At 74.7% G+C, this 21,236-nt stretch carries 15 protein-coding genes; 10 read left to right on the top strand and 5 right to left on the bottom strand.

The features are described 5' to 3' along the window. Positions 1 to 52: 52 nt before the first annotated feature. Positions 53 to 583 carry an SHOCT domain-containing protein gene (locus tag ACIOFR_RS06580; RefSeq protein WP_400992980.1) on the bottom strand — a complete coding sequence of 177 codons (531 nt, stop codon included), beginning with the start codon at positions 581 to 583 and terminating at the stop codon, positions 53 to 55. 75 nt (positions 584 to 658) lie between these two features. Here ACIOFR_RS06580 and ACIOFR_RS06575 point away from each other — a divergent pair, with 75 nt between their 5' ends. From ACIOFR_RS06575 to ACIOFR_RS06545, 7 genes are all read left to right on the top strand, one after another. Then, positions 659 to 1,768, top strand: coding sequence for a protein kinase (locus ACIOFR_RS06575; protein ID WP_400992979.1), 1,110 nt, complete (start codon positions 659 to 661; stop codon positions 1,766 to 1,768). Between the two features lie 159 nt (positions 1,769 to 1,927). Then, positions 1,928 to 3,556 carry a protein kinase gene (locus ACIOFR_RS06570; protein ID WP_400992977.1) on the top strand — a complete coding sequence of 543 codons (1,629 nt, stop codon included), beginning with the start codon at positions 1,928 to 1,930 and terminating at the stop codon, positions 3,554 to 3,556. Positions 3,557 to 3,653: 97 nt separating this feature from the next. Beyond that, on the top strand, positions 3,654 to 5,288 hold the full coding sequence (locus ACIOFR_RS06565) for a succinic semialdehyde dehydrogenase (protein ID WP_400992975.1): 1,635 nt from the start codon (positions 3,654 to 3,656) through the stop codon (positions 5,286 to 5,288). Between the two features lie 48 nt (positions 5,289 to 5,336). Beyond that, positions 5,337 to 7,199, top strand: coding sequence for a GMC oxidoreductase (locus ACIOFR_RS06560; protein WP_400992974.1), 1,863 nt, complete (start codon positions 5,337 to 5,339; stop codon positions 7,197 to 7,199). Positions 7,200 to 7,278: 79 nt separating this feature from the next. Beyond that, on the top strand, positions 7,279 to 8,970 hold the full coding sequence (locus ACIOFR_RS06555) for a hypothetical protein (RefSeq protein WP_400992973.1): 1,692 nt from the start codon (positions 7,279 to 7,281) through the stop codon (positions 8,968 to 8,970). Between the two features lie 961 nt (positions 8,971 to 9,931). Continuing rightward, the gene (gene guaA / locus ACIOFR_RS06550) at positions 9,932 to 11,527 is read left to right on the top strand and encodes a glutamine-hydrolyzing GMP synthase (RefSeq protein ID WP_400992971.1); all 1,596 of its coding nucleotides are present in this window, start codon (positions 9,932 to 9,934) and stop codon (positions 11,525 to 11,527) included. Between the two features lie 206 nt (positions 11,528 to 11,733). Continuing rightward, positions 11,734 to 12,699, top strand: a complete 966-nt coding sequence (locus tag ACIOFR_RS06545) for a Rieske 2Fe-2S domain-containing protein (protein ID WP_400992969.1) — start codon at positions 11,734 to 11,736, stop codon at positions 12,697 to 12,699. 18 nt (positions 12,700 to 12,717) lie between these two features. Here ACIOFR_RS06545 and ACIOFR_RS06540 read toward each other — a convergent pair whose 3' ends face one another. Then, the gene (locus tag ACIOFR_RS06540; RefSeq protein WP_400992968.1) at positions 12,718 to 12,954 is read right to left on the bottom strand and encodes a hypothetical protein; all 237 of its coding nucleotides are present in this window, start codon (positions 12,952 to 12,954) and stop codon (positions 12,718 to 12,720) included. Next, entirely contained in the window at positions 12,951 to 14,405 is a 1,455-nt protein-coding gene (locus tag ACIOFR_RS06535; RefSeq protein ID WP_400992967.1) for a PspC domain-containing protein, read from the bottom strand. Before ACIOFR_RS06535 ends, ACIOFR_RS06540 begins: the two co-directional genes overlap by 4 nt. 135 nt (positions 14,406 to 14,540) lie before the next feature. Between ACIOFR_RS06535 and ACIOFR_RS06530 the strand changes: the two genes are divergently transcribed. The 3 genes from ACIOFR_RS06530 (at position 14,541) to pcrA (ending at position 19,403) form a co-directional block, all read left to right on the top strand. After that, positions 14,541 to 16,010: a PspC domain-containing protein gene (locus ACIOFR_RS06530; RefSeq protein WP_400992966.1), complete on the top strand. Its 1,470-nt coding sequence runs from the start codon at positions 14,541 to 14,543 to the stop codon at positions 16,008 to 16,010. Further along, positions 16,003 to 16,689: a LuxR C-terminal-related transcriptional regulator gene (locus tag ACIOFR_RS06525; protein WP_400992965.1), complete on the top strand. Its 687-nt coding sequence runs from the start codon at positions 16,003 to 16,005 to the stop codon at positions 16,687 to 16,689. The genes ACIOFR_RS06530 and ACIOFR_RS06525 overlap by 8 nt, the downstream gene beginning before the upstream one ends. Before the next feature lie 110 nt (positions 16,690 to 16,799). Next, positions 16,800 to 19,403: a DNA helicase PcrA gene (gene pcrA / locus ACIOFR_RS06520; protein ID WP_400992964.1), complete on the top strand. Its 2,604-nt coding sequence runs from the start codon at positions 16,800 to 16,802 to the stop codon at positions 19,401 to 19,403. A 57-nt stretch (positions 19,404 to 19,460) separates the two neighbouring features. On the opposite strand, the gene ACIOFR_RS06515 is transcribed toward pcrA, so the two are convergent. Then, positions 19,461 to 20,159, bottom strand: a complete 699-nt coding sequence (locus tag ACIOFR_RS06515) for a M23 family metallopeptidase (RefSeq protein ID WP_400992962.1) — start codon at positions 20,157 to 20,159, stop codon at positions 19,461 to 19,463. 77 nt (positions 20,160 to 20,236) lie between these two features. Then, a complete protein-coding gene (locus ACIOFR_RS06510) occupies positions 20,237 to 21,100 on the bottom strand; it encodes an esterase/lipase family protein (RefSeq protein ID WP_400992961.1) in 864 nt (287 codons plus the stop codon). Positions 21,101 to 21,236 lie beyond the last annotated feature (136 nt).

Here is a 21,236-nt window from a genome sequence, read left to right as displayed (position 1 = left end):
GGCGCCGTCCCGACGCCGCCGCTCCGGTGGCGCCCTGACCGCGGGCGGCGGCTCAGCCGATCAGGCGCTGCTTGGCGCGGCTGAACTCCTCCGCGGTCAGCGCGCCACCGGCGTGCAGGGCGGCCAGGCGCTCCAGTTGGTCGAGCAGTTCGGCCCCGGAGGCGGCCGCGACCGCGGGGAGGGCGGGGGCGGCCGCGGCGCTGCGGGCGTCGGCCGAGGCCCGGCGGACCTGCTCCGCGAACACCTCCGCCTTGGCGACCTCCTCGAAGCGGTGTGCGCCGGTGAGCGCCACCACCCGCAGGATCTCGCCGTTGAGCCGGGACCTGGTCACCGTCACGTCGGTGACCGCGGTCAGCGCAACCGGCAGTGGCGGCTTGCCGTCCTTCAGGAAGAGCAGCCGGTGCGTCGTGAGGACCAGGACGCCCTTGCGGAAGTGGTCGGGGTGGCGCCCCGCCGTCGCCGCGACCGGTTGCTCGCCGGCCTCCACGGCGGCCTCCACGCTGCGCACCGCCGCCGCCCTGGCGTCGTTGCTGCCGTTGCCCAGGAGGTCGAAGCCCGCCTCGATCAGATCCGTCCAGTCCATGGGCCGACCCTACCCGCGGCGGGCCACGTACTCTGGCCGGTACGAGCAGCCCGAACCCCTGTCAGAGGAACATGCATGCGAGCGGCACCGGGGCAGATGGTGGCCGGGCGGTACCGGGTGACGGACCGTCCGGAGATCGGTGTGGCCGCGCAGGACCTGCGGACCGGGGGCCAGGTGCTGCTGCACGCGCTGGAGCTGCCGGAGCTGCTGATCCCCGGTCAGCCGATGGCCGAGCCGGACCCGGAGTACGGGCCGCGCATAGCACTGCGGGTGGCCGAGGAGGTGGCCGCGGCGCCGCGCCACCCCCGCCTGCTGGTCGGCGTCGACGTGGTGGCCGAAGGGGACACCCTCTGGGTGGCCGAGGAGCGGCTGCCGGGTGCCCGGCTGTCCGAACTCGCGGGACAGGGGCCGGTACCCCCGTACCGGGTGGCGGAGCTCGGCGCGGACCTGGCGGGCGCCCTGCGGGCGCTGCACGAGGCGGGTCTGCCGCACGGCAACGTCACCGCCGACTCCGTCCTGGTCTGCGAGGACGGTGCCGCGCTGCTCGGCGGCCTGCTGCTCGGGGTGGCCGAGGAGACGCTGTGCTCGGCGCTCGGCGGCCCGGTGCCGCGCCGGGTGTACGAGGCCCGCGCGGTGCTGCTCGGACCGCGGGCCGAGCGCTGGCCGCCCGACGCGGGCCCCGAGGCGGACTGTTGGGCGCTCGGGGTGCTGCTGTACCGGCTGCTGACCGGGTACGGGCCGTACCCGGAGGACGACCTGCCGACCCTGCTGGCGGCGGTGCGGGACGGCCGGACGCACCCGGCGGACGGCTGCGGCCCACTGCGTTCCCTGGTGGAGCGGCTGCTGGCGGTCGACCCGGCGGGCCGGCCGGACGCCGTGCAGGTCCAGCGGGAGCTGCGCGAGCTGCTGGTCGGGGCGCCGGAGCCGTTCGGCCCGGAGCCGGCCGTGCCGCCGCTGCTGCCGGTCCGCCGCCCGGACGGCCCGGTGGTCCCGTACCGGGGCCGGGCGGGCCGGGCCGTGGGCCGGGGGGAGGGGCGGACGGCCGGCGCGCGGCCGTCCGCGGAGCTGACCCACCGTCACCGCGCCCCCCTGGTGCCGCCGGCGCTGCTCGGCCCGCTGCTGGTGGGCGGGGTGCTGGTGGCGCTGCTGGCGGCGCTGGCCGCGGTGGTGCTGGTGTCCGGCTGAGCGGTCGGCGGACCCGGATCCGGCGGTCGGCCGGGCCTGGGATTCCGGCCCCGGCCCGGTACGCCTAGGCTTGGGCCGGAAGATGTCCGGACGGTGAGTCTGAGGTGCACCGAAACCTCCGTCAGGGTGACGGTGGACTGATGAGGGGGAACGGTCGCCATGGGTGGACAGGATCAGGCGGCAGGGGTGGGGACGGGCCGACTGCTGGCCGGTCGGTACGCGCTGGGGGAGCGCCTGGGCCGGGGCGGGATGGGCACCGTCTGGCGGGCCCGGGACGAGATGCTCGACCGTGACGTCGCGGTCAAGGAGCTGACCGTCAGCCACCTGTCCGAGGAGGATCTGGAGATCCTGCAGACCCGGATGAAGCGGGAGGCGCGGGCCGCCGCGCGGATCAAGCACCCCGGCGTGATCACCATCCACGACGTGCTGGAGCAGGACGGCCGGCCGTGGATCGTGATGGAGCTGGTCGACGGCCGCTCGCTGGCCGACGTGATCTCGCAGGACGGTCTCCTGCGGCCGCAGGAGGCCGCCGAGGTGGGCCTTCAGGTGCTGGCGGCGCTGCACCGCGGCCATCAGCTCGGGGTGCTGCACCGGGACGTCAAGCCGGCCAACGTGCTGCTGGAGCACACCAGCGGGCGGGTCGTGCTGCTGGACTTCGGCATCGCCAAGTTCGAGGGCGCCGGGGCCGTGGAGCTCACCCGCCCCGGCGACCTGGTGGGTTCCCCCGACTACCTGGCGCCCGAGCGGGCGCAGGGCGAGCGCCCGGGCCCGGCCTCGGACCTGTGGGCGCTGGGCGCGACGCTCTGGGCGGCGGTCGAGGGCACCTCGCCGTTCCGCCGGGACAGCCCGCTGAGCACGCTGACCGCGGTGGTCGAGGAGCCGCTGCCGGAGACGGCCAGGGCCGGTGCGCTCGGTCCGGTGCTGGCCGCGCTGATGGCCAAGGACCCGGCCGGGCGGCCGGGCGCGGACGAGGCGATGCGGATGCTGCGGGAGGTGGTCGCCGGGCACACCGTGGGCATGAAGCCGCGGGTGCCCGAGCAGATGCCCACCAGCCACGTCCCGGTGGTGGACCGGGTCGAGGCCGCCGAGCAGGAGCCGACCCCCGTCCGGTCCGAGGCCGGGCCGACGCCGACGCCGGTGTCGACGCCGGAGGTCGCGACCGCGCCCGTCCCGGCCGTGCCGCGGCCGCGGCGCCGGGCCCTGCGGCTGACCCTGATCGGGCTGGTGGTGGCCGCCCTGGTGGGTGGTGGCGCGTACGTGGCGCGGGAGCGGCTGGGCGGGACGTCGCCGTCCGCGCCCGTGGTCAGACCGACCGGTCTGGCCGTGCCGGACCCGGCACCGGACGGTTACCAGTGGGTGGACGACCCGGCGGGCTTCCGGTTCCTGCTGCCCACGACCGGGACGTGGGTGCGCACCACCGAGAACAGCGAGATCTACTACAGCCCCGACAACAAGGTGCACTACCTCCAGTTCGCGGTGACCGTCGGCCAGGCCCTGAGCCCGAACGAGCACCTGCAGGAGATGGAGCAGAGCGTCACCAAGAACCGGCAGGGCTACAAGCGGGAACAGCTCGCGGACATCAAGGTGAACGGGTACCAGGGCGCGGTCTGGGAGTTCAGCTACACCACGGCGGACAACTCGGGCACCCGGCGGCACCTGAAGGAGGCCGAGTTCCGGGACGAGAACGGCACGTCGTACGACATCCTGTCGGCCGGGCCGGACAAGGACCGCACCGACTCCCAGAAGCGCTTCACCACCGTGCTGAACCACTTCACGGTGCTCCGCTGAGGGTCGCGCGGCCCCTCGGGACGTCAAGCCTCTGTCGCAGACAGTTTCCTGTTACTGGCGGGTACCGAACTGGCCCGCCAGGGCCTAGGCTGCGCTCATGACGGACATCACGGCAGACGGACAGGCCGGCTCCCGCACCGGGACCGGGCGCAACCCCGCCGCCCCGGGCGGCGCCCGCACGGTCGCCTCGGCGGTCACGCCGGCCGTGGTCGCCCGGCTCGCCAGGGGCATCACCGCGGCCGGGGAACCGGAGCGGGTGCACACCACCGCCCCGCTCACCGGGGACCGGCTGGCGAGCCTCCCGCAGTCCACCCCGGCCGACGTCGAGGCGGCGTACCGGCTCGCCCGGCGGGCGCAGAAGGCCTGGGCCGCGCTGCCGGTCCGCCGCCGCGCCGCCGTCCTGCTGCGCTTCCACGACCTGCTGCTGCGCCGCCAGGACGAGGTCCTCGACCTGATCCAGGCGGAGACCGGCAAGGCCCGGCTGCACGCCTTCGAAGAGGTGATGGCCGCCGCGATGGCCGCCCGCCACTACGGCCGCAAGGCGTCCTCGTACCTGCGCGACCGCCGCCGCGGCGGCGCCCTGCCGGTGCTCACCCGGACGGTGGAGGCGCGCCGGCCCAAGGGCGTGATCGGCCAGATCTCGCCGTGGAACTACCCGCTGGAGCTCTCCGTCGGGGACGCCCTGCCCGCCTTCGTGGCCGGCAACGCGGTCGTCAACAAGCCCGACACCCAGACCGCGCTGACCGCGCTGTGGGCCCGCGAACTGCTGGTCGAGGCCGGGCTGCCGGCCGACTGCTGGCAGATCGTGATCGGCGACGGCCCGGTGATCGGCCCCGCCGTCGTGGAGCACGCCGACTACGTCTCCTTCACCGGCTCCACCCGCACCGGACGGCAGGTCGCCCAGCAGGCCGCCGGCCGCCTGGTCGGCGCCTCGCTGGAGCTCGGCGGCAAGAACGCCATGCTGGTGCTGGCCGACGCGGACGTCGAGAAGGCCGCCGAGGGCGCTGTCCGGGCCTGCTTCTCCTCCGCCGGGCAGCTCTGCATCTCGATCGAGCGGCTCTTCGTGCACCGCTCGATCGCGGACCGCTTCCTGGCCCGGTTCGCCGAGCGCACCTCCGCGCTGCGGCTCGGCGGGGCGCTGGCGTACGGGGCGGACATGGGCTCGCTGGTGTCCGACCGCCAGCTGGAGACCGTCACCCGGCACATCGAGGAGGCGGTCAAGGCCGGCGCCACGGTGGTCGCCGGCGGCCGGGCCCGCCCGGACCTCGGCCCGCTCTTCCACGAGCCGACCATCCTGGACGGCGTCACCGACGCGATGGCCGTCTGCGCCGAGGAGACCTTCGGCCCGGTCGTCTCGATCTACCGCTTCGACAGCGAGGACGAGGCCGTCGAGGCCGCCAACGCCACCCCGTACGGCCTCAACTCCAGCGTCTGGACCAAGGACCTGCGGCGCGGCCGGGCGGTCGCCGCCCGCCTGCACACCGGCACGGTCAACGTCAACGAGGCCTACGCCGCGGCGTACGGCTCGGTGTCCTCCCCGATGGGCGGCATGGGCGAGTCCGGCCTCGGCCGCCGGCACGGTGCGGAGGGCATCCTGCGCTACACCGAGGCGCAGACCATCGCCACCCAGACGGTGCTGCCGATCGGGCCGTCGCTGGGCATGGACGACGAGAGGTTCGCCGCGCTGTTCACCGCCGGCCTGAAGACGATGAAGGCCCTGGGCCTGAAGTAGGCGGCCCGCTCCACGCACCCCCCACGATCCTCGAAGGAGCAACGGCAGATGGCGGACAGCGACGGTCTCGACTACGACGTGGTCGTGGTGGGCTCGGGCTTCGGCGGCTCGGTCGCCGCACTCCGGCTGACCGAGAAGGGCTACCGGGTCGCCGTCCTGGAGGCCGGCCGCCGGTTCGGCCGCGACGAGCTGCCGAAGAACTCCTGGGACACCCGGAACTACCTCTGGGCGCCCGCCCTCGGCCTGTACGGGATCCAGCGGATCCACCTGCTGGCCAACGTCCTGGTGCTCGGCGGTGCGGGCGTCGGCGGCGGTTCGCTGAACTACGCCAACACCCTGTACGTGCCGCCGAAGGCGTTCTTCGAGGACCGGCAGTGGAAGCACATCACCGACTGGCAGCAGGAGCTCGCACCCCACTACGACCAGGCGCAGCGGATGCTCGGGGTGCGCACCAACCCGACCGTGACGCCGTCCGACGTCCACCTGAAGGCCGCCGCCGAGACGATGGGGGTCGGTGACACCTTCCACCTCGCCCCGGTCGGGGTCTTCTTCGGCGACGGCGAGGACGGCGACGGCTCCGCCAAGACCGCACCGGGCGGCGAGGTGCCCGACCCGTACTTCGGCGGGGCCGGGCCGAGCCGCCGGGCCTGCACCGAGTGCGGCGAGTGCATGACCGGCTGCCGGCACGGCGCCAAGAACACCCTGGTGGAGAACTACCTCCACCTCGCCGAGCGCAACGGCGCCGAGATCCACCCGCTGACCACCGTCGCCCGGATCCGACCGCTGGGCGACGGCTTCGCCGTGGACGTGCGCCGCACCGACTCCCGTTCCAAGGACCCGGTCCGGGCCGGCGCCCGGACGATCACCGCCGCCCGGGTGGTCGTCGCGGCCGGGACCTACGGCACCCAGACGCTGCTGCACCGGATGCGGGACGGCGGGCACCTGCCCGGCATCTCGCCGCGGCTCGGCGAGCTCACCCGGACCAACTCCGAGGCGCTGGTGGGTGCTTCGACCACGGACCGGCGCTACGGCGAGCGGGTCGACTTCACCCGGGGCGTCGCCATCACCTCCTCGATCCACCCGGACGAGAACACCCACATCGAGCCCGTCCGCTACGGCAAGGGCTCCAACGCGATGGGCGCGCTGAGCATCCAGCAGGTGCCCGGCGCCGGCCGCGGCCCGCGCTGGCTGCGGTACCTGGTCACGGCGGCGCGGCACCCGGTGATCTTCGCCCAGTCGATGAACCAGCACCGCTGGTCGGAGAAGACCATCATCGGCCTGGTGATGCAGTCGCTGGACAACTCGCTGACCGTCTCGCTGAAGAAGTCCGGCATCGGCAAGGGGAAGCTGACCTCGCGGCAGGGCCACGGCGCGCCCAACCCGACCTGGATCCCGGCCGCCGAGGAAGCCGCCAAGGCGCTCGCCGCCTCGATCAACGGCTATGCCGGCAGCTCCGCCGGCGAGATCTTCGACATCCCGCTGACCGCCCACTTCATCGGCGGCTGCGCGATCGCCGACAGCCCGGACACCGGCGTGGTCGACCCCTACCACCGGCTCTTCGGCCACCCGGGGATCAGCGTGGTGGACGGCTCGACCATCTCCGCCAACCTGGGCGTCAACCCCTCGCTGACCATCACCGCGCAGGCGGAGCGGGCCCTGTCGATGTGGCCCAACAAGGGCGAGCCGGACCGGCGCCCCGGCCAGCAGGAGCCCTACCGGCGGGTCCCGGCGGTCGCCCCGCACCGGCCGGCCGTCCCCTCCGGGGCCTTCGGCGCGCTGCTGCTGCCGGTCCCCGAGGTGCCCGCCCGGCGCCCCGCACCGGCCGGCGCGACCGCGCCGGAGGAGGCCCGGGACCAGGCGCAGGACCAGGCACCGGAGGAGGCCCGGGACCAAGCGCAGGGGCAGGACTGAGGGCCCCGGGAAGCCGGTTGACACCGTTCGAAGGCCGATGGGATAAACGGGCTTCGGGCGAGACACCAGGGGGAATGGCGTGGCGGCGATCTGCACGTCCTGTGGAGCGGGGTCCGCGGACGGGGCGCGGCGCTGCGCCGCCTGCGGCCGGCCGTTCGGCGAACCGGCGGCCGGGTCCGCGATCAGCGAGGTGATCGAGGTCGGCGGTTCCGGCGCGTACGCCGGGCTGGCCGCCGCGCCCGGGTTCACCGCCGGACCGGCGCCGAGCGGCCCGCCGCCGCTGGGCCGGTGGGGCCGCGGCGTCCCGTACGACCCCTCGGCGGGCCGGCCGGAACTGCTGCGCAGGCTGCTCAGCCCCGACTGGGTGCCCGCCCTGCGGGCGCTGGTGCCGCCGACCGCCGTCCTGCTGCTGGTGCCGCTGCTGCTGGCGATGCCCGAGGACGTGATCGGCGGCGGGTACCCGTTCAGCAACCGGTTCGGGGCCGCGGCGGTGCTGACCACGGCCGCGTTCGGGGCGCCGCTGCACAGTGCGGCGCGCGGGTTCTCGGTGGTCGGCTACGAGACCGACATGCGGCTGCTGCCGCTGACCGTGCTGGTGCTGTGGCTGGGGGCCCTGTGGCTCGGGCTGCGGCCCGCGCTGCGGAGCTGGCGGGTCCGCTCCGGCGGTGAGGTGACCACGCGGCGGGCGCTGCTGGAGACCGCCCGGGTGGCGGGCCTGGCCGGGCTGGTGGCCGTGCTGGTCGGGGCGGCGGCCGGCACCAGGACCGGCGAGCCGTCCGCCCGCTACCTGGACGACCCCGGGGCGGCCCCCGGCCGGTTCGGCCTGTCGCTCAGCCCGCGGGAGACGCTGGAGGCGGGCTGGGCCCAGTCGGCGGGCTGGACGGTGCTCCTGGCGGCGCTGACCGCCTTCCTGGTGTTCGGCACGGACGTGCTGCGCCGGGCGGCCTGGCAGCGGCCCGGAGCGCGCGGCTGGCTGGTCGGCGCCCTGGTCTCGGGCCGGGTGGCGGCGGCCTCGGTCGGCGCGGCCTCGCTGGCTGCGACGGTGGTGGTGCTCGCCCAGGACGGCCTGCCGGCGGACCCGCTGTGGCTGCTGCTGATCCCCAACGGCGGGCTGCTGCTGCTCGGCTTCGGCTCGGGGGCGAGCCTGGAGGGCACGGCGACCTCCTCGCTCCCCTCCGACGGGCTGAGCCAGTTCAAGGCCTCGCTGTTCGACCTCCAGGACTACAGCGGGCACTGGCGCTGGGCGGTGCTGCTCGCGGTCGGCTCGGCCTGCCTGCTCGGCTGGTCCGCGTACCGGCGCCGGCTCGACGCCGTGGACCGGATCCGGCTGGCCGTGGTGCACACCGTGGTGCTCACCGTGCCGATGCTGGTGGCCGGGATGGGGCTGGGCTTCCGGACGCGGCCGGTGGGTGGCGGCCCGAAGCTGTCCGCCGACCGTCCGGAGCTGCACTCCGAGGCACACACCACGATCGGCCTGGCGCTGGTCAGCGTGCTGGTGGCCAACCTGCTGTGGACGGCGCTGGGGGCGCTGGCGCTGCCGCCGCTGCTGTCGGCGGTCCGCGGCCGGCGCGCGGGTGCGGGCGCGGGTGCGCCGGTGCGGCCGCCGTTCCCGCCGCCGCCGTCGGTCGCACCGGTCGCGGCGGCGGTGGAGCCGGTGCCCGAGACCCCGGCCGTGCCCGAGACCCCGGCCGCGCCGCCGGCGATCCCGCCGCAGTACGCCCCCGAGGTGATCGACTCGCACGAGGAGTTCCGGCGGCCCGCCGGCTCCTGACCGGCACCGGCACGGCACGGGCGCCGCACCGGCCCCGGGTCCGAGTCCGGACGAGGCAAAGGGCCCCGCGGGGGAACGGGGCCCTTTGTCGTTCAGCACGCGGCGTCAGGGCGGCACCGGTGCTGGGGTGACGGCGCCGGGGGAGGAGCGCCGTCGGGTCGGGCGGTTCGGGGAGGGCGACGGCACCTGCTCGGGTGGGCAGGTGTGCGCCGCGCGGATGCGGGGTACGGCCCGTCCTCACGGAGCGTGATCCGCGGCCGGTGTCGTCGCACGCCGGACGACGGCTGCGGACCGCCGGCCCGGGACCGTCGTCAACGGTGCTCAGGCCAACCCCCACAACCAGCATCGTGCTGGACGGAGGCCTTACTGTGCAACCGATTCGACACAGTTCGGCACAGTCCAATTTCGAGCAGCTCCGAGCACGGTGGCTGCCGGGGGACGGTTCGGGACGCTCGGCGGGACGGTTCGTCGGCCCCGCGATCGACTACTCTGCGTAGTAGTTGCAAGCAGGGGCGCACGGGGGAGTGCACCGGAGCGGACCGGTCCGCCGAGAGAGCGGCGGGCGGCGCCGGGCGTCCCCGGGTACCGTTCCGCCGCCCCCTTGCCGGTCAGTCGTGGCCGGATCGCTGTCCCCTGCTGTCCGGCCACGGCACCGGGGCGCGGTCCCACGGCGGGCCTGGCCCGCCACGCGCGCCGGTGGACTGGGATGACTTCCACGCGTGGTCCTGCCGACCGCGCGGTCACCGCCGCACCTGGGGGGTGCGCCGGGGCCGGACGGTCGTGTGGAGCAACGATCCGGCGCCGGGCGCGGTCACGGCCCGGGCGGGTGGCAAGCGGGTGAACCGGGGGCCTGCCGCGTGCCCGGTAGACTCGGAGCCATACCCCCGCCCGTCGCCCGTCGCCCCCTGTCAAGGGCGTGTGGCGCGCGACACCTTCTGATACCCATGCCGGAAGGCCGTCCGTGTCCTCTGCTCTTCCCGACCAGTCCGTAGCCGAGAACGACACCGTCCTGGTGGTCGACTTCGGCGCCCAGTACGCCCAGCTCATCGCCCGTCGGGTGCGTGAGGCCCGGGTCTACAGCGAGATCGTGCCGAGCACCATGCCGGTCGCCGAGATGCTCGCCAAGAACCCGAAGGCGATCATCCTCTCCGGTGGCCCCTCGTCGGTCTACGAGGAGGGTGCCCCGCGGCTCGACCGCGCGATCTTCGAGGCCGGGGTCCCGGTCTTCGGCATGTGCTACGGCTTCCAGCTGATGGCGATCACGCTCGGCGGCACCGTCGACAACAGCGGCGCCCGCGAGTACGGCCGCACCCCGCTGCACGTCAGCCGGACGGGCTCGACGCTCTTCGAGGGCACTCCCGCCGAGCAGTCGGTGTGGATGTCGCACGGCGACGCCTGCTCGGCCGCGCCCGAGGGCTTCACCGTGACCGCCTCCACCGACGTGGTCCCGGTCGCCGCCTTCGAGAACGACGAGCGCCGGCTGTACGGCGTGCAGTACCACCCCGAGGTGCTGCACTCCACGCACGGCCAGCAGATCCTGGAGCACTTCCTCTACCGCGGCGCCGGCATCGCGCCGAGCTGGACCACCGTGAACGTGGTGGACGAGCAGGTCGCGCTCATCCGCGAGCAGGTCGGCGACAAGCGCGCGATCTGCGGCCTGTCCGGCGGCGTGGACTCCGCGGTCGCCGCGGCCCTGGTGCAGCGCGCCATCGGCGACCGGCTGACCTGCGTGTACGTCGACCACGGCCTGATGCGCAAGGGCGAGACCGAGCAGGTCGAGAAGGACTTCGTGGCCGCGACCGGCGTCAAGCTCAAGGTCGTGGACGCCGAGGAGCGCTTCCTGGACGCGCTGAAGGGTGTCAGCGACCCGGAGGAGAAGCGCAAGATCATCGGCCGGGAGTTCATCCGGGTCTTCGAGCAGGCCCAGGCCGAGATCGTGGCCGAGGCCGGCGCGAGCGGCGAGTCGGTCGACTTCCTGGTCCAGGGCACCCTGTACCCGGACGTGGTGGAGTCCGGCGGCGGTACCGGCACCGCGAACATCAAGTCCCACCACAACGTCGGCGGCCTGCCCGAGGACCTCCAGTTCCAGCTGGTCGAGCCGCTGCGCAAGCTGTTCAAGGACGAGGTCCGGATGGTCGGCCAGGAGCTCGGCCTGCCGGAGGAGATCGTCCAGCGCCAGCCGTTCCCCGGCCCCGGCCTGGGCATCCGGATCGTCGGCGAGGTCACCAAGGAGCGGCTCGACCTGCTCCGCGAGGCCGACGCCATCGCCCGCGAGGAGCTGACCGCGGCCGGTCTGGACCGTGAGATCTGGCAGTGCCCGGTGGTCCTGCTCGCGGACGTCCGCAGCGTCGGCGTCCAGGGTGACGGCCGCACCTACGGCCACCCGATCGTGCTGCGCCCGGTCTCCTCCGAGGACGCCATGACCGCGGACTGGTCGCGCCTGCCGTACGAGGTGCTGGCGAAGATCTCGACCCGGATCACCAACGAGGTCAAGGACGTCAACCGGGTGGTCCTGGACTGCACCAGCAAGCCGCCGGGCACCATCGAGTGGGAGTGAAGTCCCTCCCGAACTGAACGGCCGCGCCGTCACTTCCGTACCTATGGGAGTGGCGGCGCGGCCGTCTGTTGTGGGGCCTACGACGGAACGCGTACAACAACGGGCAGAATCGGACCGGACCTGTCAGCAGTTGACAGGGGACGAGCGGGAGGCACGGCATGACGGCGGGGCATGGCGGACAGGAGCGACCGGGCAGATCGGACCGCGTGGCCCGGTGGAAGGAGACCGCGACACGCTGCTCGACGCTGCCGCTGCGGCTCTTCCTCGGGGTGACCTTCGTCTACGCGGCCTTCGACAAGCTCTCCGACTCGCACTACCTGGCGGGCGCCGGCGACCCGGCCTCCTTCGTGGCACAGACCGAGGCCGTCCAGGACGGCAGCCCGATCGGCTGGGCGCTCGGCCCGGCCCTGCACTCGCCCACGCTCTTCGCGCTGCTGATCGCCTTCGGTGAGCTGGCCGTCGGCCTCGGCACGCTGTTCGGGCTGTGGGGGCGGCTCGCCGCCGCCGGCGGCGCGGCGATCAGCCTGACGCTCTGGCTGACCGTCAGCTGGAACGTCTCGCCGTACTACCTCGGCAACGACCTCGCCTACCTGATGGCCTGGACCCCGCTGCTGCTGGCCGGCACCCCGCTGCTGTCCGTCGACGGCTACCTGGCCTCGCGCGCCCGGCGCGACCGGGCCCGGGGCCTCGCCGAGGACGCCGTCCGCCGCCGGGCGCTGATCGACGGCGGCATCGCGGCCGTCGCCATCGGCGGCGCCGGCCTGCTCTCCGGCTCGCTCACCGCCACCTTCGGCCGCGACCGCAAGTCCGTCCCCTCCGCCACGCCCGTCCCCGGGCCGAGCGAGGGCGCCGGGACCGGGGCCGCCGTCACCGTCGCCGCCTCGGCCGTCCCGGTCGGCGGCTCGGCCCAGGTCAAGGACCCGGCCAGCGGCGACGCCGTCTACATCGTGCAGCCCACCGCCGGCCAGTACTGCGGGCTGTCCTCGGTCTGCACCCACTCCGGCTGCGCCGTGGACGCCCCCAAGAACGGGCAGCTGTACTGCCCCTGCCACGGCTCCCGCTTCAACGCCGCCACCGGCGCGGTGGTCAACGGGCCCGCCACCAAGCCGCTGCCCCGGTACGCCGTCACCAGGAACGGCGACCAGCTGGAGCTCGGCCCGCCGCAGAGCTGAGCGGGCCGGGCGGGCCCCCTACGGTTCGTCCACGGGCTCGGCGGGCGCCTCGACCGGCGCCGGCCGGGCCCGGCGGGACACCGCCGTCACCGCACCCACCAGACCGGCCACCCCCAGCACGACGAAGGTCACCGGGATGACGATCCGCCCGTCGACGGAGTCGCTGTCGAGCGACGCCGTCAGGTAGACCACCGCGATCACGGTGAACAACCCGCCCGAGATCAGCGAGAACAGATCGAGCCGGTGCTTCCTCATCCCCGAACCACCTTCATGTCACCCAGACCGACCGTCAGTTTCAGTTCCAGCGTGCCCTTGGACGGCTGACCCCCGACGGGGTGCAGCTCGACCACCCGCCGGTTGTTCGCCCCCGACATCCGCTCGCCGTCCGGCAGCCGGACGTCGCCGAGCAGGCTGTGCACCTGCAACCGGACGTCGACGTCGGCCGGCACCGTCACCCGCAGGTCGCCCGCGCCGAGCCGGACCGAGGTCGCCACGGTGGCACCCGCCGGATCGATCCCGCGCAGGTCCAGCGAGGCGTCACCGGCCGCCAGGTCGTACTGCTCCTGCAGCTCGGACACCCCGGCCGGCGCCCAGTCGCGGTCCCCGACGGCGGTGTGCACCCGGGCGTCCGCCGAGCCGACCCCGGCCAGCGCCACCGTCAACAGCAGCGCCGGCACCACCAGGCCCTTGCCCCGGCCGAACTTCGCGCCGACGACCATGGCCAGCCCGATCGCCAGCAGCGCAGAGGCCAGCACGGCGGTGATCCGCGCCCCGCCGCCCTCGTTCGTCCCGGTCGCCCACGCCGCGGCGCCCGCCCCGACCGCCGCCACCAGGGCGATCGCGCCGAGGAAGGACCGCGGACGCCGCTGCGGCACCGCGGTGCGCACCGGCGCGGGGGCGGCCGGCGGCGCCTTGCGCAGCGGATCCCCCTCCGGCAGGTCCGCCCGCTGCCACCAGGGCCGCGCGGCGGCACCGGGGGGCGGGGTGTGCACGTACGGATTGCGGTCCGGGTGCCGCGGGTCCCACAGGTAGCCGCTCGGCCCCGGCGGCGGGACGTCGGCCGGCACCGTGCCCGCCTCCCGCGCCCGGGCGTGCTCCTCGTGCACCGCCCGGAGCTGCTCCTGGACGGCCTCCTTGCGCTGCTCCCAGCCGGCCTTCAGGTCCTCGCCGAACTGCTGCTGCCAGGCACGCCAGTCCAACTGCTCGCACGGCTCCTCGAGCCGGTCGTACGGGCCGCCCGGCCGCGGCCCGCCCAGCCCCCTGGCCCGCCGGCGGCGCTCCGGGTCGTAACGCACCGCGAGGAACACCAGACCGCCGAGCAGCATCAGCGGGAACAGCTGCCCGCCGTCGCCCATGGAGGAGAAGAACACCCCGGTGCCGATCACCGTCAGCAGCACCGCGCCGATCGACTGCCCGTCGACCCGGCCGGTCAGCACCCGCTGGAGCTCCGTGCGCCCGGGCCGGTCGCCCACCGGCTCGCGCGGCACGATCAGCCAGGCCAGCCCGTACAGGAACAGCCCGAGGCCACCGGTCAGGCAGAGCACCGCGATCACCACCCGGAACACCACCGGATCGATGTCCAGGTGGCGGCCGAGCCCGCCGCACACCCCGGCGACCACGCGGTGCCGCTCGCTGCGGGTCAACGGCGGGCGCTGCGCCCCCTCCGGCGGGGCGTCGGCCGCCCCGGTGCTCTGCTCGTCCGTCATGCCACCATCCTGAGGGCTGCGGTGGGTCGCGCCCAACCCGTTCCGGCCCCGGGCCGACCCTGAACCGTCCCTGAGACGGTCCTCAGGGCCCTACCCTGATGCGCCCGGGCCCGCGTGCGTGTGACCATTCGTGGCGTGGCAGCACCCGGCACCGAATCCCAGCCCCCCGCCCCTGACGTCCCGTCGGCCGCGGGCACCGAACCGACCCCCGCCGGCGAGGCCCGGCCGCCCTACCGGCGGCTCTACCGCAGCCCGCACGGCCGGATGCTCGGCGGCGTCGCCCACGGCCTCGCCGTCCACCTCGGGCTGCCGGTCACCTGGGTCCGGGTCGCCTTCATCCTGCTGTTCTTCGCCCAGGGCATCGGGGTGCTGCTCTACGCCGCCTTCTGGTTCGTGGTGCCGATCGGCATCGGCGAACCGGCCCCCGGCAGCGCGACCCGCTGGATCTACCGGGACGGCGGCTTCGTCCGGGTCCCCGCGGGCCAGGCCGGCGTCGGCGAGCTGAGCAAGGGCCGCCGGGCCGGCCTCGGACGTCTGCGCGACCTGCTCCAGCGCACCTTCCACGGCGAACCCTCGCCGGCCGGCCCCGGCGAGGCGGCCGTCCCCGGCGCGCAGGCCGAGAAGCCGGCCGGCCGCGGCGGCGTCGGACAGCTCTTCGCGCTGCTGCTGCTGGTGGTCGGCATCATGGCGCTGCTCAGCGCCCTGCACATCCAGACCGCCAAGCCGTACGTCTGGCCGCTGCTGATCGTCGGCGTGGGCGTCGCCCTGGTCTGGCGGCAGGCCGACGACTCCCGCTGGCAGCGCTGGTTCGGCCTGGAGGAGGCCACCCGGCGGCGCGGCGCCTACACCAGGGTCGTCGGCGGTGTGCTGCTGGTGGTCGCCGGCATCATCGCGTTCCTGGTGCTCCAGGGCAGCGGCTCCACCCTCGGCTCGGTGATCGAGGCCTCGATCGCCGTGCTCGCCGGGGTACTGGTGCTGGTCGGGCCGTACGCGCTGCGCCTGTGGCAGGACCTCGGCGCCGAGCGCACCGCCCGGATCCGGGCCCAGGAACGCGCCGAGATCGCCGCCCACGTGCACGACTCGGTGCTGCACACCCTGACGCTGATCCAGCGCAACGCGGACGACGCCAAGGAGGTGCTCCGGCTGGCCCGGGCCCAGGAACGCGAGCTGCGGCTGTGGCTCTACCGTCCGGAGGCCGCCGCCGAGGCCGCCCCGGACACCCTGGCCGAGCGGGTCCGCCAGGTGGTCGCCGAGGTCGAGGACCGGCACGGGGTGCCGGTCGAGCTGGTCTGCGTCGGCGACTGCCCGATGGACGAGAGGATCTCCGCGCAGATCCAGGCCGCGAGGGAGGCGATGGTCAACGCGGCCAAGTACGGTGGCGGGGGACCGGTCCAGGTGTACGCAGAGGTGGAGGGGCGGACGGTGTCCGTGTTCGTCCGCGACCACGGCCCCGGCTTCGACCCCGACGCGGTGCCCGAGGACCGGATGGGCGTACGGGAGTCGATCATCGGCCGGATGCGGCGCAACGGGGGCACCGCCAGGGTGCGACCGGCGCCGGACGGCGGTACCGAGGTCGAGCTGGAGATGGAGAGAGCAGATGTCTGAGGCCGTGCCAGAAGGACCGGAGCGCACCGCGCGGGTGGTCCTGGTCGACGACCACCGGATGTTCCGCACCGGGGTCCGGGCCGAGATCGGCCGGACCGAGATCACCGGGATCGACGTGGTCGGCGAGGCCGACGACGTGGAGTCCGCCGTCCAGGTCGTCGCCGAGACCCGCCCCGACGTGGTGCTGCTCGACGTGCACCTGCCGGGCGGCGGCGGGGTCGAGGTGCTCCGCCGTTCCGCCCCGCTGATGTCCGACCCGGCCGGGGTGCGCTTCCTGGCGCTGTCGGTCTCCGACGCCGCCGAGGACGTGATCGGCGTGATCCGCGGCGGTGCCCGCGGCTACGTCACCAAGACGATCACCGGGACCGACCTGGTCAACGCGATCTTCCGGATCTCCGACGGCGACGCGGTCTTCTCGCCCCGGCTGGCCGGCTTCGTCCTCGACGCCTTCGCCGCCACCGACACCCCGCCGGTCGACGAGGACCTGGACCGGCTCACCCAGCGCGAGCGCGAGGTGCTGCGGCTGATCGCCCGCGGCTACGCGTACAAGGAGATCGCCAAGCAGCTCTTCATCTCGGTGAAGACCGTGGAGAGCCACGTCTCGGCGGTGCTGCGCAAGCTCCAGCTGAGCAACCGGCACGAGCTCACCCGGTGGGCGACGGCACGCCGGCTGGTCTGAGCGCCCGGCGCACGGCACGGCCCGCCGTACCGGGCCCGCGGTCCCGAGGGGCCGCGGGCTCCGGCGGGACGGCACGCGCTGTCGGTGCCGGGTCATAGACTCGGAGGGCCATGAGTAGCCTCTTTGACGACCTCCCGCTCCCCGGCTTCGAGGACCCAGCCGTCGGGTCGAGCCGCCCCGCCGCCGACGAGCCCCCGCCGTACGAGGAGCCCCCGTACGAGGAGGCTCCCCATGACGACGCCCCGTACGAGGAGGCGATCCCGGACGGGCTGTTCCAGACCGACCACGCCGCCGACGCGGAGCGCGACGCGTACTACCGCAACGGCGCCGCCCGTACCGTGATCGACCCCGCGCAGCTGCTGGAGGGGATGAACGACCCGCAGCGCGAGGCGGTCCTGCACCACGGCTCGCCGCTGCTGATCGTGGCCGGCGCGGGCTCCGGCAAGACCCGGGTGCTGACCCACCGGATCGCCCACCTGCTGGGCGCCCGCGGCGTGCAGCCCGGCGAGATCCTGGCGATCACCTTCACCAACAAGGCCGCCGGCGAGATGCGCGAGCGGGTCGAGCAGCTGGTCGGGCCGCGGGCCCGGGCGATGTGGGTGTCCACCTTCCACAGCGCGTGCGTGCGGATCCTGCGCCGCGAGTCCAAGCTGCTGGGCTTCACCTCCAGCTTCTCGATCTACGACTCGGCCGACTCGCAGCGCCTGATGGGCCTGGTCTGCCGCGACCTCGACCTGGACCCGAAGCAGTTCCCCCCGAAGTCCTTCACCGCGAAGATCAGCAACCTCAAGAACGAGCTGATCGACGAGGAGACCTACGCCGACCAGGCCGCCAACCCGACGGAGAAGAAGCTCGCCGAGGCGTACTTCCTCTACCAGCGGCGCCTGCGCGAGGCCAACGCGCTGGACTTCGACGACATCATCATGACCACGGTCAACCTGCTGCAGGCCTTCCCGGACGTGGCCGAGCACTACCGCCGCCGCTTCCGGCACATCCTGGTCGACGAGTACCAGGACACCAACCACGCCCAGTACACGCTGGTCCGCGAGCTCAGCGGCGGCGCGGCCGCGCACGCGCCGAAGCTCACCGTCGACGGCGACTTCGTCAACCCGGCCGACGCGCGGCTCGCCCAGATCGCCCCGGCCGAGCTGTGCGTGGTGGGTGACGCGGACCAGTCGATCTACGCCTTCCGCGGCGCGACCATCCGCAACATCCTCCAGTTCGAGGAGGACTACCCGAACGCGACGACGATCCTGCTGGAGCAGAACTACCGCTCCACCCAGACCATCCTCACCGCCGCCAACTCGGTCATCGAGCGCAACACCAACCGCCGCAAGAAGAACCTGTGGACGGCCGGCGACCAGGGCGAGAAGGTGGTCGGCTACGTCGCCGACGACGAGCACGGCGAGGCCCAGTTCATCGCCGACGAGATCGACCGGCTCACCGACAAGGGCGAGGCCCGCCCCGGCGAGGTGGCGATCTTCTACCGGACGAACGCGCAGTCCCGGGTGTTCGAGGAGGTGTTCATCCGGGTCGGCCTGCCGTACAAGGTGGTCGGCGGGGTGCGCTTCTACGAGCGCAAGGAGGTCCGGGACGTCCTGGCCTACCTGCGGGTGCTCTCCAACCCCGAGGACACCGTGCCGCTGCGCCGGATCCTCAACGTGCCCAAGCGCGGCATCGGCGACCGCGCCGAGGCGATGATCGACGCGCTGGCCGCCCGCGAGCGGATCAGCTTCGCCCAGGCGCTGGTGCGGGTCGACGAGGCGTACGGCATGGCCGCGCGCTCCGCCAACGCGGTGCGCAGGTTCAACGAGCTGCTGGCCGGCCTGCGCCAGGTCGTCGAGTCGGGCGCGGGCCCGGCCGCCGTGCTGGAGGCGGTGCTGGAGGAGACCGGCTACCTCGCCGAGCTGCAGGCCTCCACCGACCCGCAGGACGAGACCCGGGTGGAGAACCTCCAGGAGCTCGCCGCCGTCGCGTTGGAGTACGAGAAGGACCCGGGCGAGCGCCCGGAGGCCCAGGAGGACGACGGCACCCCGCCGGTCGGCTCGCTTGCCGACTTCCTGGAGCGGGTCGCGCTGGTCGCCGACTCCGACCAGATCCCGGACGACGAGGAGGGCGGCGGCGTCATCACCATGATGACCCTGCACACCGCCAAGGGCCTGGAGTTCCCGGTGGTCTTCCTGACCGGCATGGAGGACGGGATCTTCCCGCACATGCGGGCCCTCAACCAGGTCAAGGAACTGGAGGAGGAGCGCCGGCTCGCCTACGTCGGCCTCACCCGGGCCCGCCGGCGGCTCTACCTGACCCGCTCGGTGCTGCGCAGCGCCTGGGGACAGCCCTCGTACAACCCGGCCTCGCGCTTCCTGGAGGAGATCCCGGAGCCGCTGGTGGAGTGGAAGCGCACCGGCGCGGCCGCCGTCCCGGCGTCCCGCTCGGCGGGGTCCTCGGGCTCGTACGGATCCTCCCGGCTGTCCTCCGGCGGCGGCGGGGCGGCCTCGCCGAAGGCCGGCTGGGGCAAGTCGGCCCGCCAGGTGGCGGACCGCGAGGTGCCCACGCTCGCCGTCGGCGACCGGGTCACCCACGACACCTTCGGCCTGGGCACGGTGGTGGCCACCGTGGGGGTCGGCGACAAGGCGCAGGCCACGGTCGACTTCGGGGCGAGCGCCGGTCGCAAGCAGCTGCTGCTGCGGTACGCGCCGGTCGAGAAGCTCTGACGGCGGGGCCGGGCCGCCCGTCGTGAGGGCGGCCCGGGCCTGTACGCGGCGGGCCGGTCAGCGCGGGTCGAGGCCGTGGGCGAGCAGCCAGGGCAGCGGGTCGACCGGCGCCCCGCCCTCGGGGCGGACCTCGAAGTGCAGGTGCGGGCCGGTGCTGTTGCCGGTGCTGCCGGAGAACCCGATCACGTCGCCGGCCCGGACCGGGCCCCTGCGGATGCGGTACGAGTGCAGGTGCCCGTACCAGGTGCTGGTGCCGTCCCGGTCGGTGACGGTGACCAGGTAGCCGTACGCGCGGCTCCACCGGGTGGTGACGGTGCCGTCGGTGGCGGCCCGGACGGGGGTGCCGGCGGGCACCGGGAAGTCGATGCCGGTGTGCCGGCCGGCCCAGTGGGCGCCGGCCCGCCCGAAGCCGGCGCTCAGACCCGGCGCGGCGACCGGCAGCACGTACTGCGGCCGCGCCGGTTCCCCGGCCGGGGCCGGCAGCGCGTCCCGGGGGCCGGTGCGGTCGGCCCGCCCGGGATCCGCCGGGGCCGGCGCGGTGCCGGGCACGGCGGTTGCCGGGGAGGCCGGCGCGGCCTCGGCGGAGCTCGGCGCGGGCGGGCGGGTGCAGTCGTACTGGACGGCCGCCCCGGCGGCGGCGAACACCCCCAGCGTGGCGACCGAGGGCAGGGCCACCGTGAGGACGGCGGTGCGGGTGCCGCGCCGGGTGGCCTCACGGTGCCGGGCGCGGGTGGACCGACGGGAGTTGATGGTCACGCTGCCGCCTCGCTGGAAGGGGGAGAAACCAGGCGAGACTGTAGCCCCTTATCTCGATTCCGGACAAAGCGTGCATCTCAGGAGGCCTGTCGCTCCGTCAGGCCCGCGCCGTCCTGGGCCTCCAGTGCCCGCCGGACGGCCGCGACGGCCAGCGGGTGGGCGGGCAGGCCGATGTGGCCCGCACCGGGGATCAGCAGGTTGTCGGACGGCAGGTCCGGGTGGTCCAGCCAGGCGCTGCGGCCCGGCCGGACCACCTCGTCCAGCTCGCCGCGCAGCGCGGTGAACCGGACCGGGCAGCGCGGCGCGGGCAGCCGCAGCTCGGTCAGCAGTTCGCTGCCCGGACGGAGTTGACGGGTCATCGGGAACGGGGTGGGCAGCAGGGCGGCCGACGTTCCCGCGTGCGGCGTGCCGAGGGTGACGACCGTGCGGACCGGGCCGTCGTCACCGCCGAGGCGCTGCACGTAGTAGCGGCAGATCAGGCCGCCCAGGCTGTGGCCGATCAGGGTCACCGGCCCGCCGGGGTGGGCCTCGGTGGCCCAGGCGACGTGCCGGGCCAGCAGGGCGGCGGCGGCCCGGACGTCCCGGATCAGCGGCGAGTAGTTGAGGGCGTGCAGGTGGGTCCAGCCGTGCCGGTGCAGCTCGCGCCGGAGCGGGCGGAACACCGCGCGGTTGTCCGCCAGGCCGTGCAGCAGCAGGACCGGTCCGCGCGGTGGCCGGTCGCCGTCGGGGCCGGGCGGGCAGGGCCGCGGCCGGGGCTCGGACGGGATGCCGGCCGGGTAGCGGACCAGGTGGTGGGCGAGTGCGGCGGCCTCGGCGCCGGCGCCCCGGACGGTGGCGGCGGCCCGGCGCAGCGGCAGGCCCGCGGCGGCGGTCGCGGAGGGGGTCGTCGAGGTGGTGTCGAGGTCGGTGAGGGGGCCTTCGGGCAGCGGGGAACACGGCATGCGGCTCTCCCCGGGCAGGGTGGCGCGGGGGCCCCCGCGGCGGACGGCGCGGGGGTGACGGGTGTGCGGTGCTGTGATTTTCCCCTCCTCTCGACGGGCGAAACGGACGCCGGGCGCGGTTGGCGCTACCCTCCCC

It is taken from the genome of Kitasatospora sp. NPDC088346 (genome assembly GCF_044740765.1).
Taxonomy (GTDB): domain Bacteria; phylum Actinomycetota; class Actinomycetes; order Streptomycetales; family Streptomycetaceae; genus Kitasatospora.
Note: the sequence above shows the minus strand (reverse complement) of the source record. Positions and strands in the feature narration are given on the sequence as shown.

Excerpts from the sequence above, each read along its gene's own strand:
- ACIOFR_RS06570 (WP_400992977.1), top strand. The coding sequence starts at position 1,928 with ATGGGTGGACAGGATCAGGCGGCAGGGGTGGGGACGGGCCGACTGCTG.
- ACIOFR_RS06540 (WP_400992968.1), bottom strand. The coding sequence starts at position 12,954 with ATGAGGAAGCACCGGCTCGATCTGTTCTCGCTGATCTCGGGCGGGTTG.
- ACIOFR_RS06535 (WP_400992967.1), bottom strand. The coding sequence starts at position 14,405 with ATGACGGACGAGCAGAGCACCGGGGCGGCCGACGCCCCGCCGGAGGGG.
- ACIOFR_RS06525 (WP_400992965.1), top strand. The coding sequence starts at position 16,003 with ATGTCTGAGGCCGTGCCAGAAGGACCGGAGCGCACCGCGCGGGTGGTC.
- ACIOFR_RS06580 (WP_400992980.1), bottom strand. The coding sequence starts at position 583 with ATGGACTGGACGGATCTGATCGAGGCGGGCTTCGACCTCCTGGGCAAC.
- pcrA (WP_400992964.1), top strand. The coding sequence starts at position 16,800 with ATGAGTAGCCTCTTTGACGACCTCCCGCTCCCCGGCTTCGAGGACCCA.
- ACIOFR_RS06560 (WP_400992974.1), top strand. The coding sequence starts at position 5,337 with ATGGCGGACAGCGACGGTCTCGACTACGACGTGGTCGTGGTGGGCTCG.
- ACIOFR_RS06575 (WP_400992979.1), top strand. The coding sequence starts at position 659 with ATGCGAGCGGCACCGGGGCAGATGGTGGCCGGGCGGTACCGGGTGACG.
- ACIOFR_RS06510 (WP_400992961.1), bottom strand. The coding sequence starts at position 21,100 with ATGCCGTGTTCCCCGCTGCCCGAAGGCCCCCTCACCGACCTCGACACC.
- ACIOFR_RS06565 (WP_400992975.1), top strand. The coding sequence starts at position 3,654 with ATGACGGACATCACGGCAGACGGACAGGCCGGCTCCCGCACCGGGACC.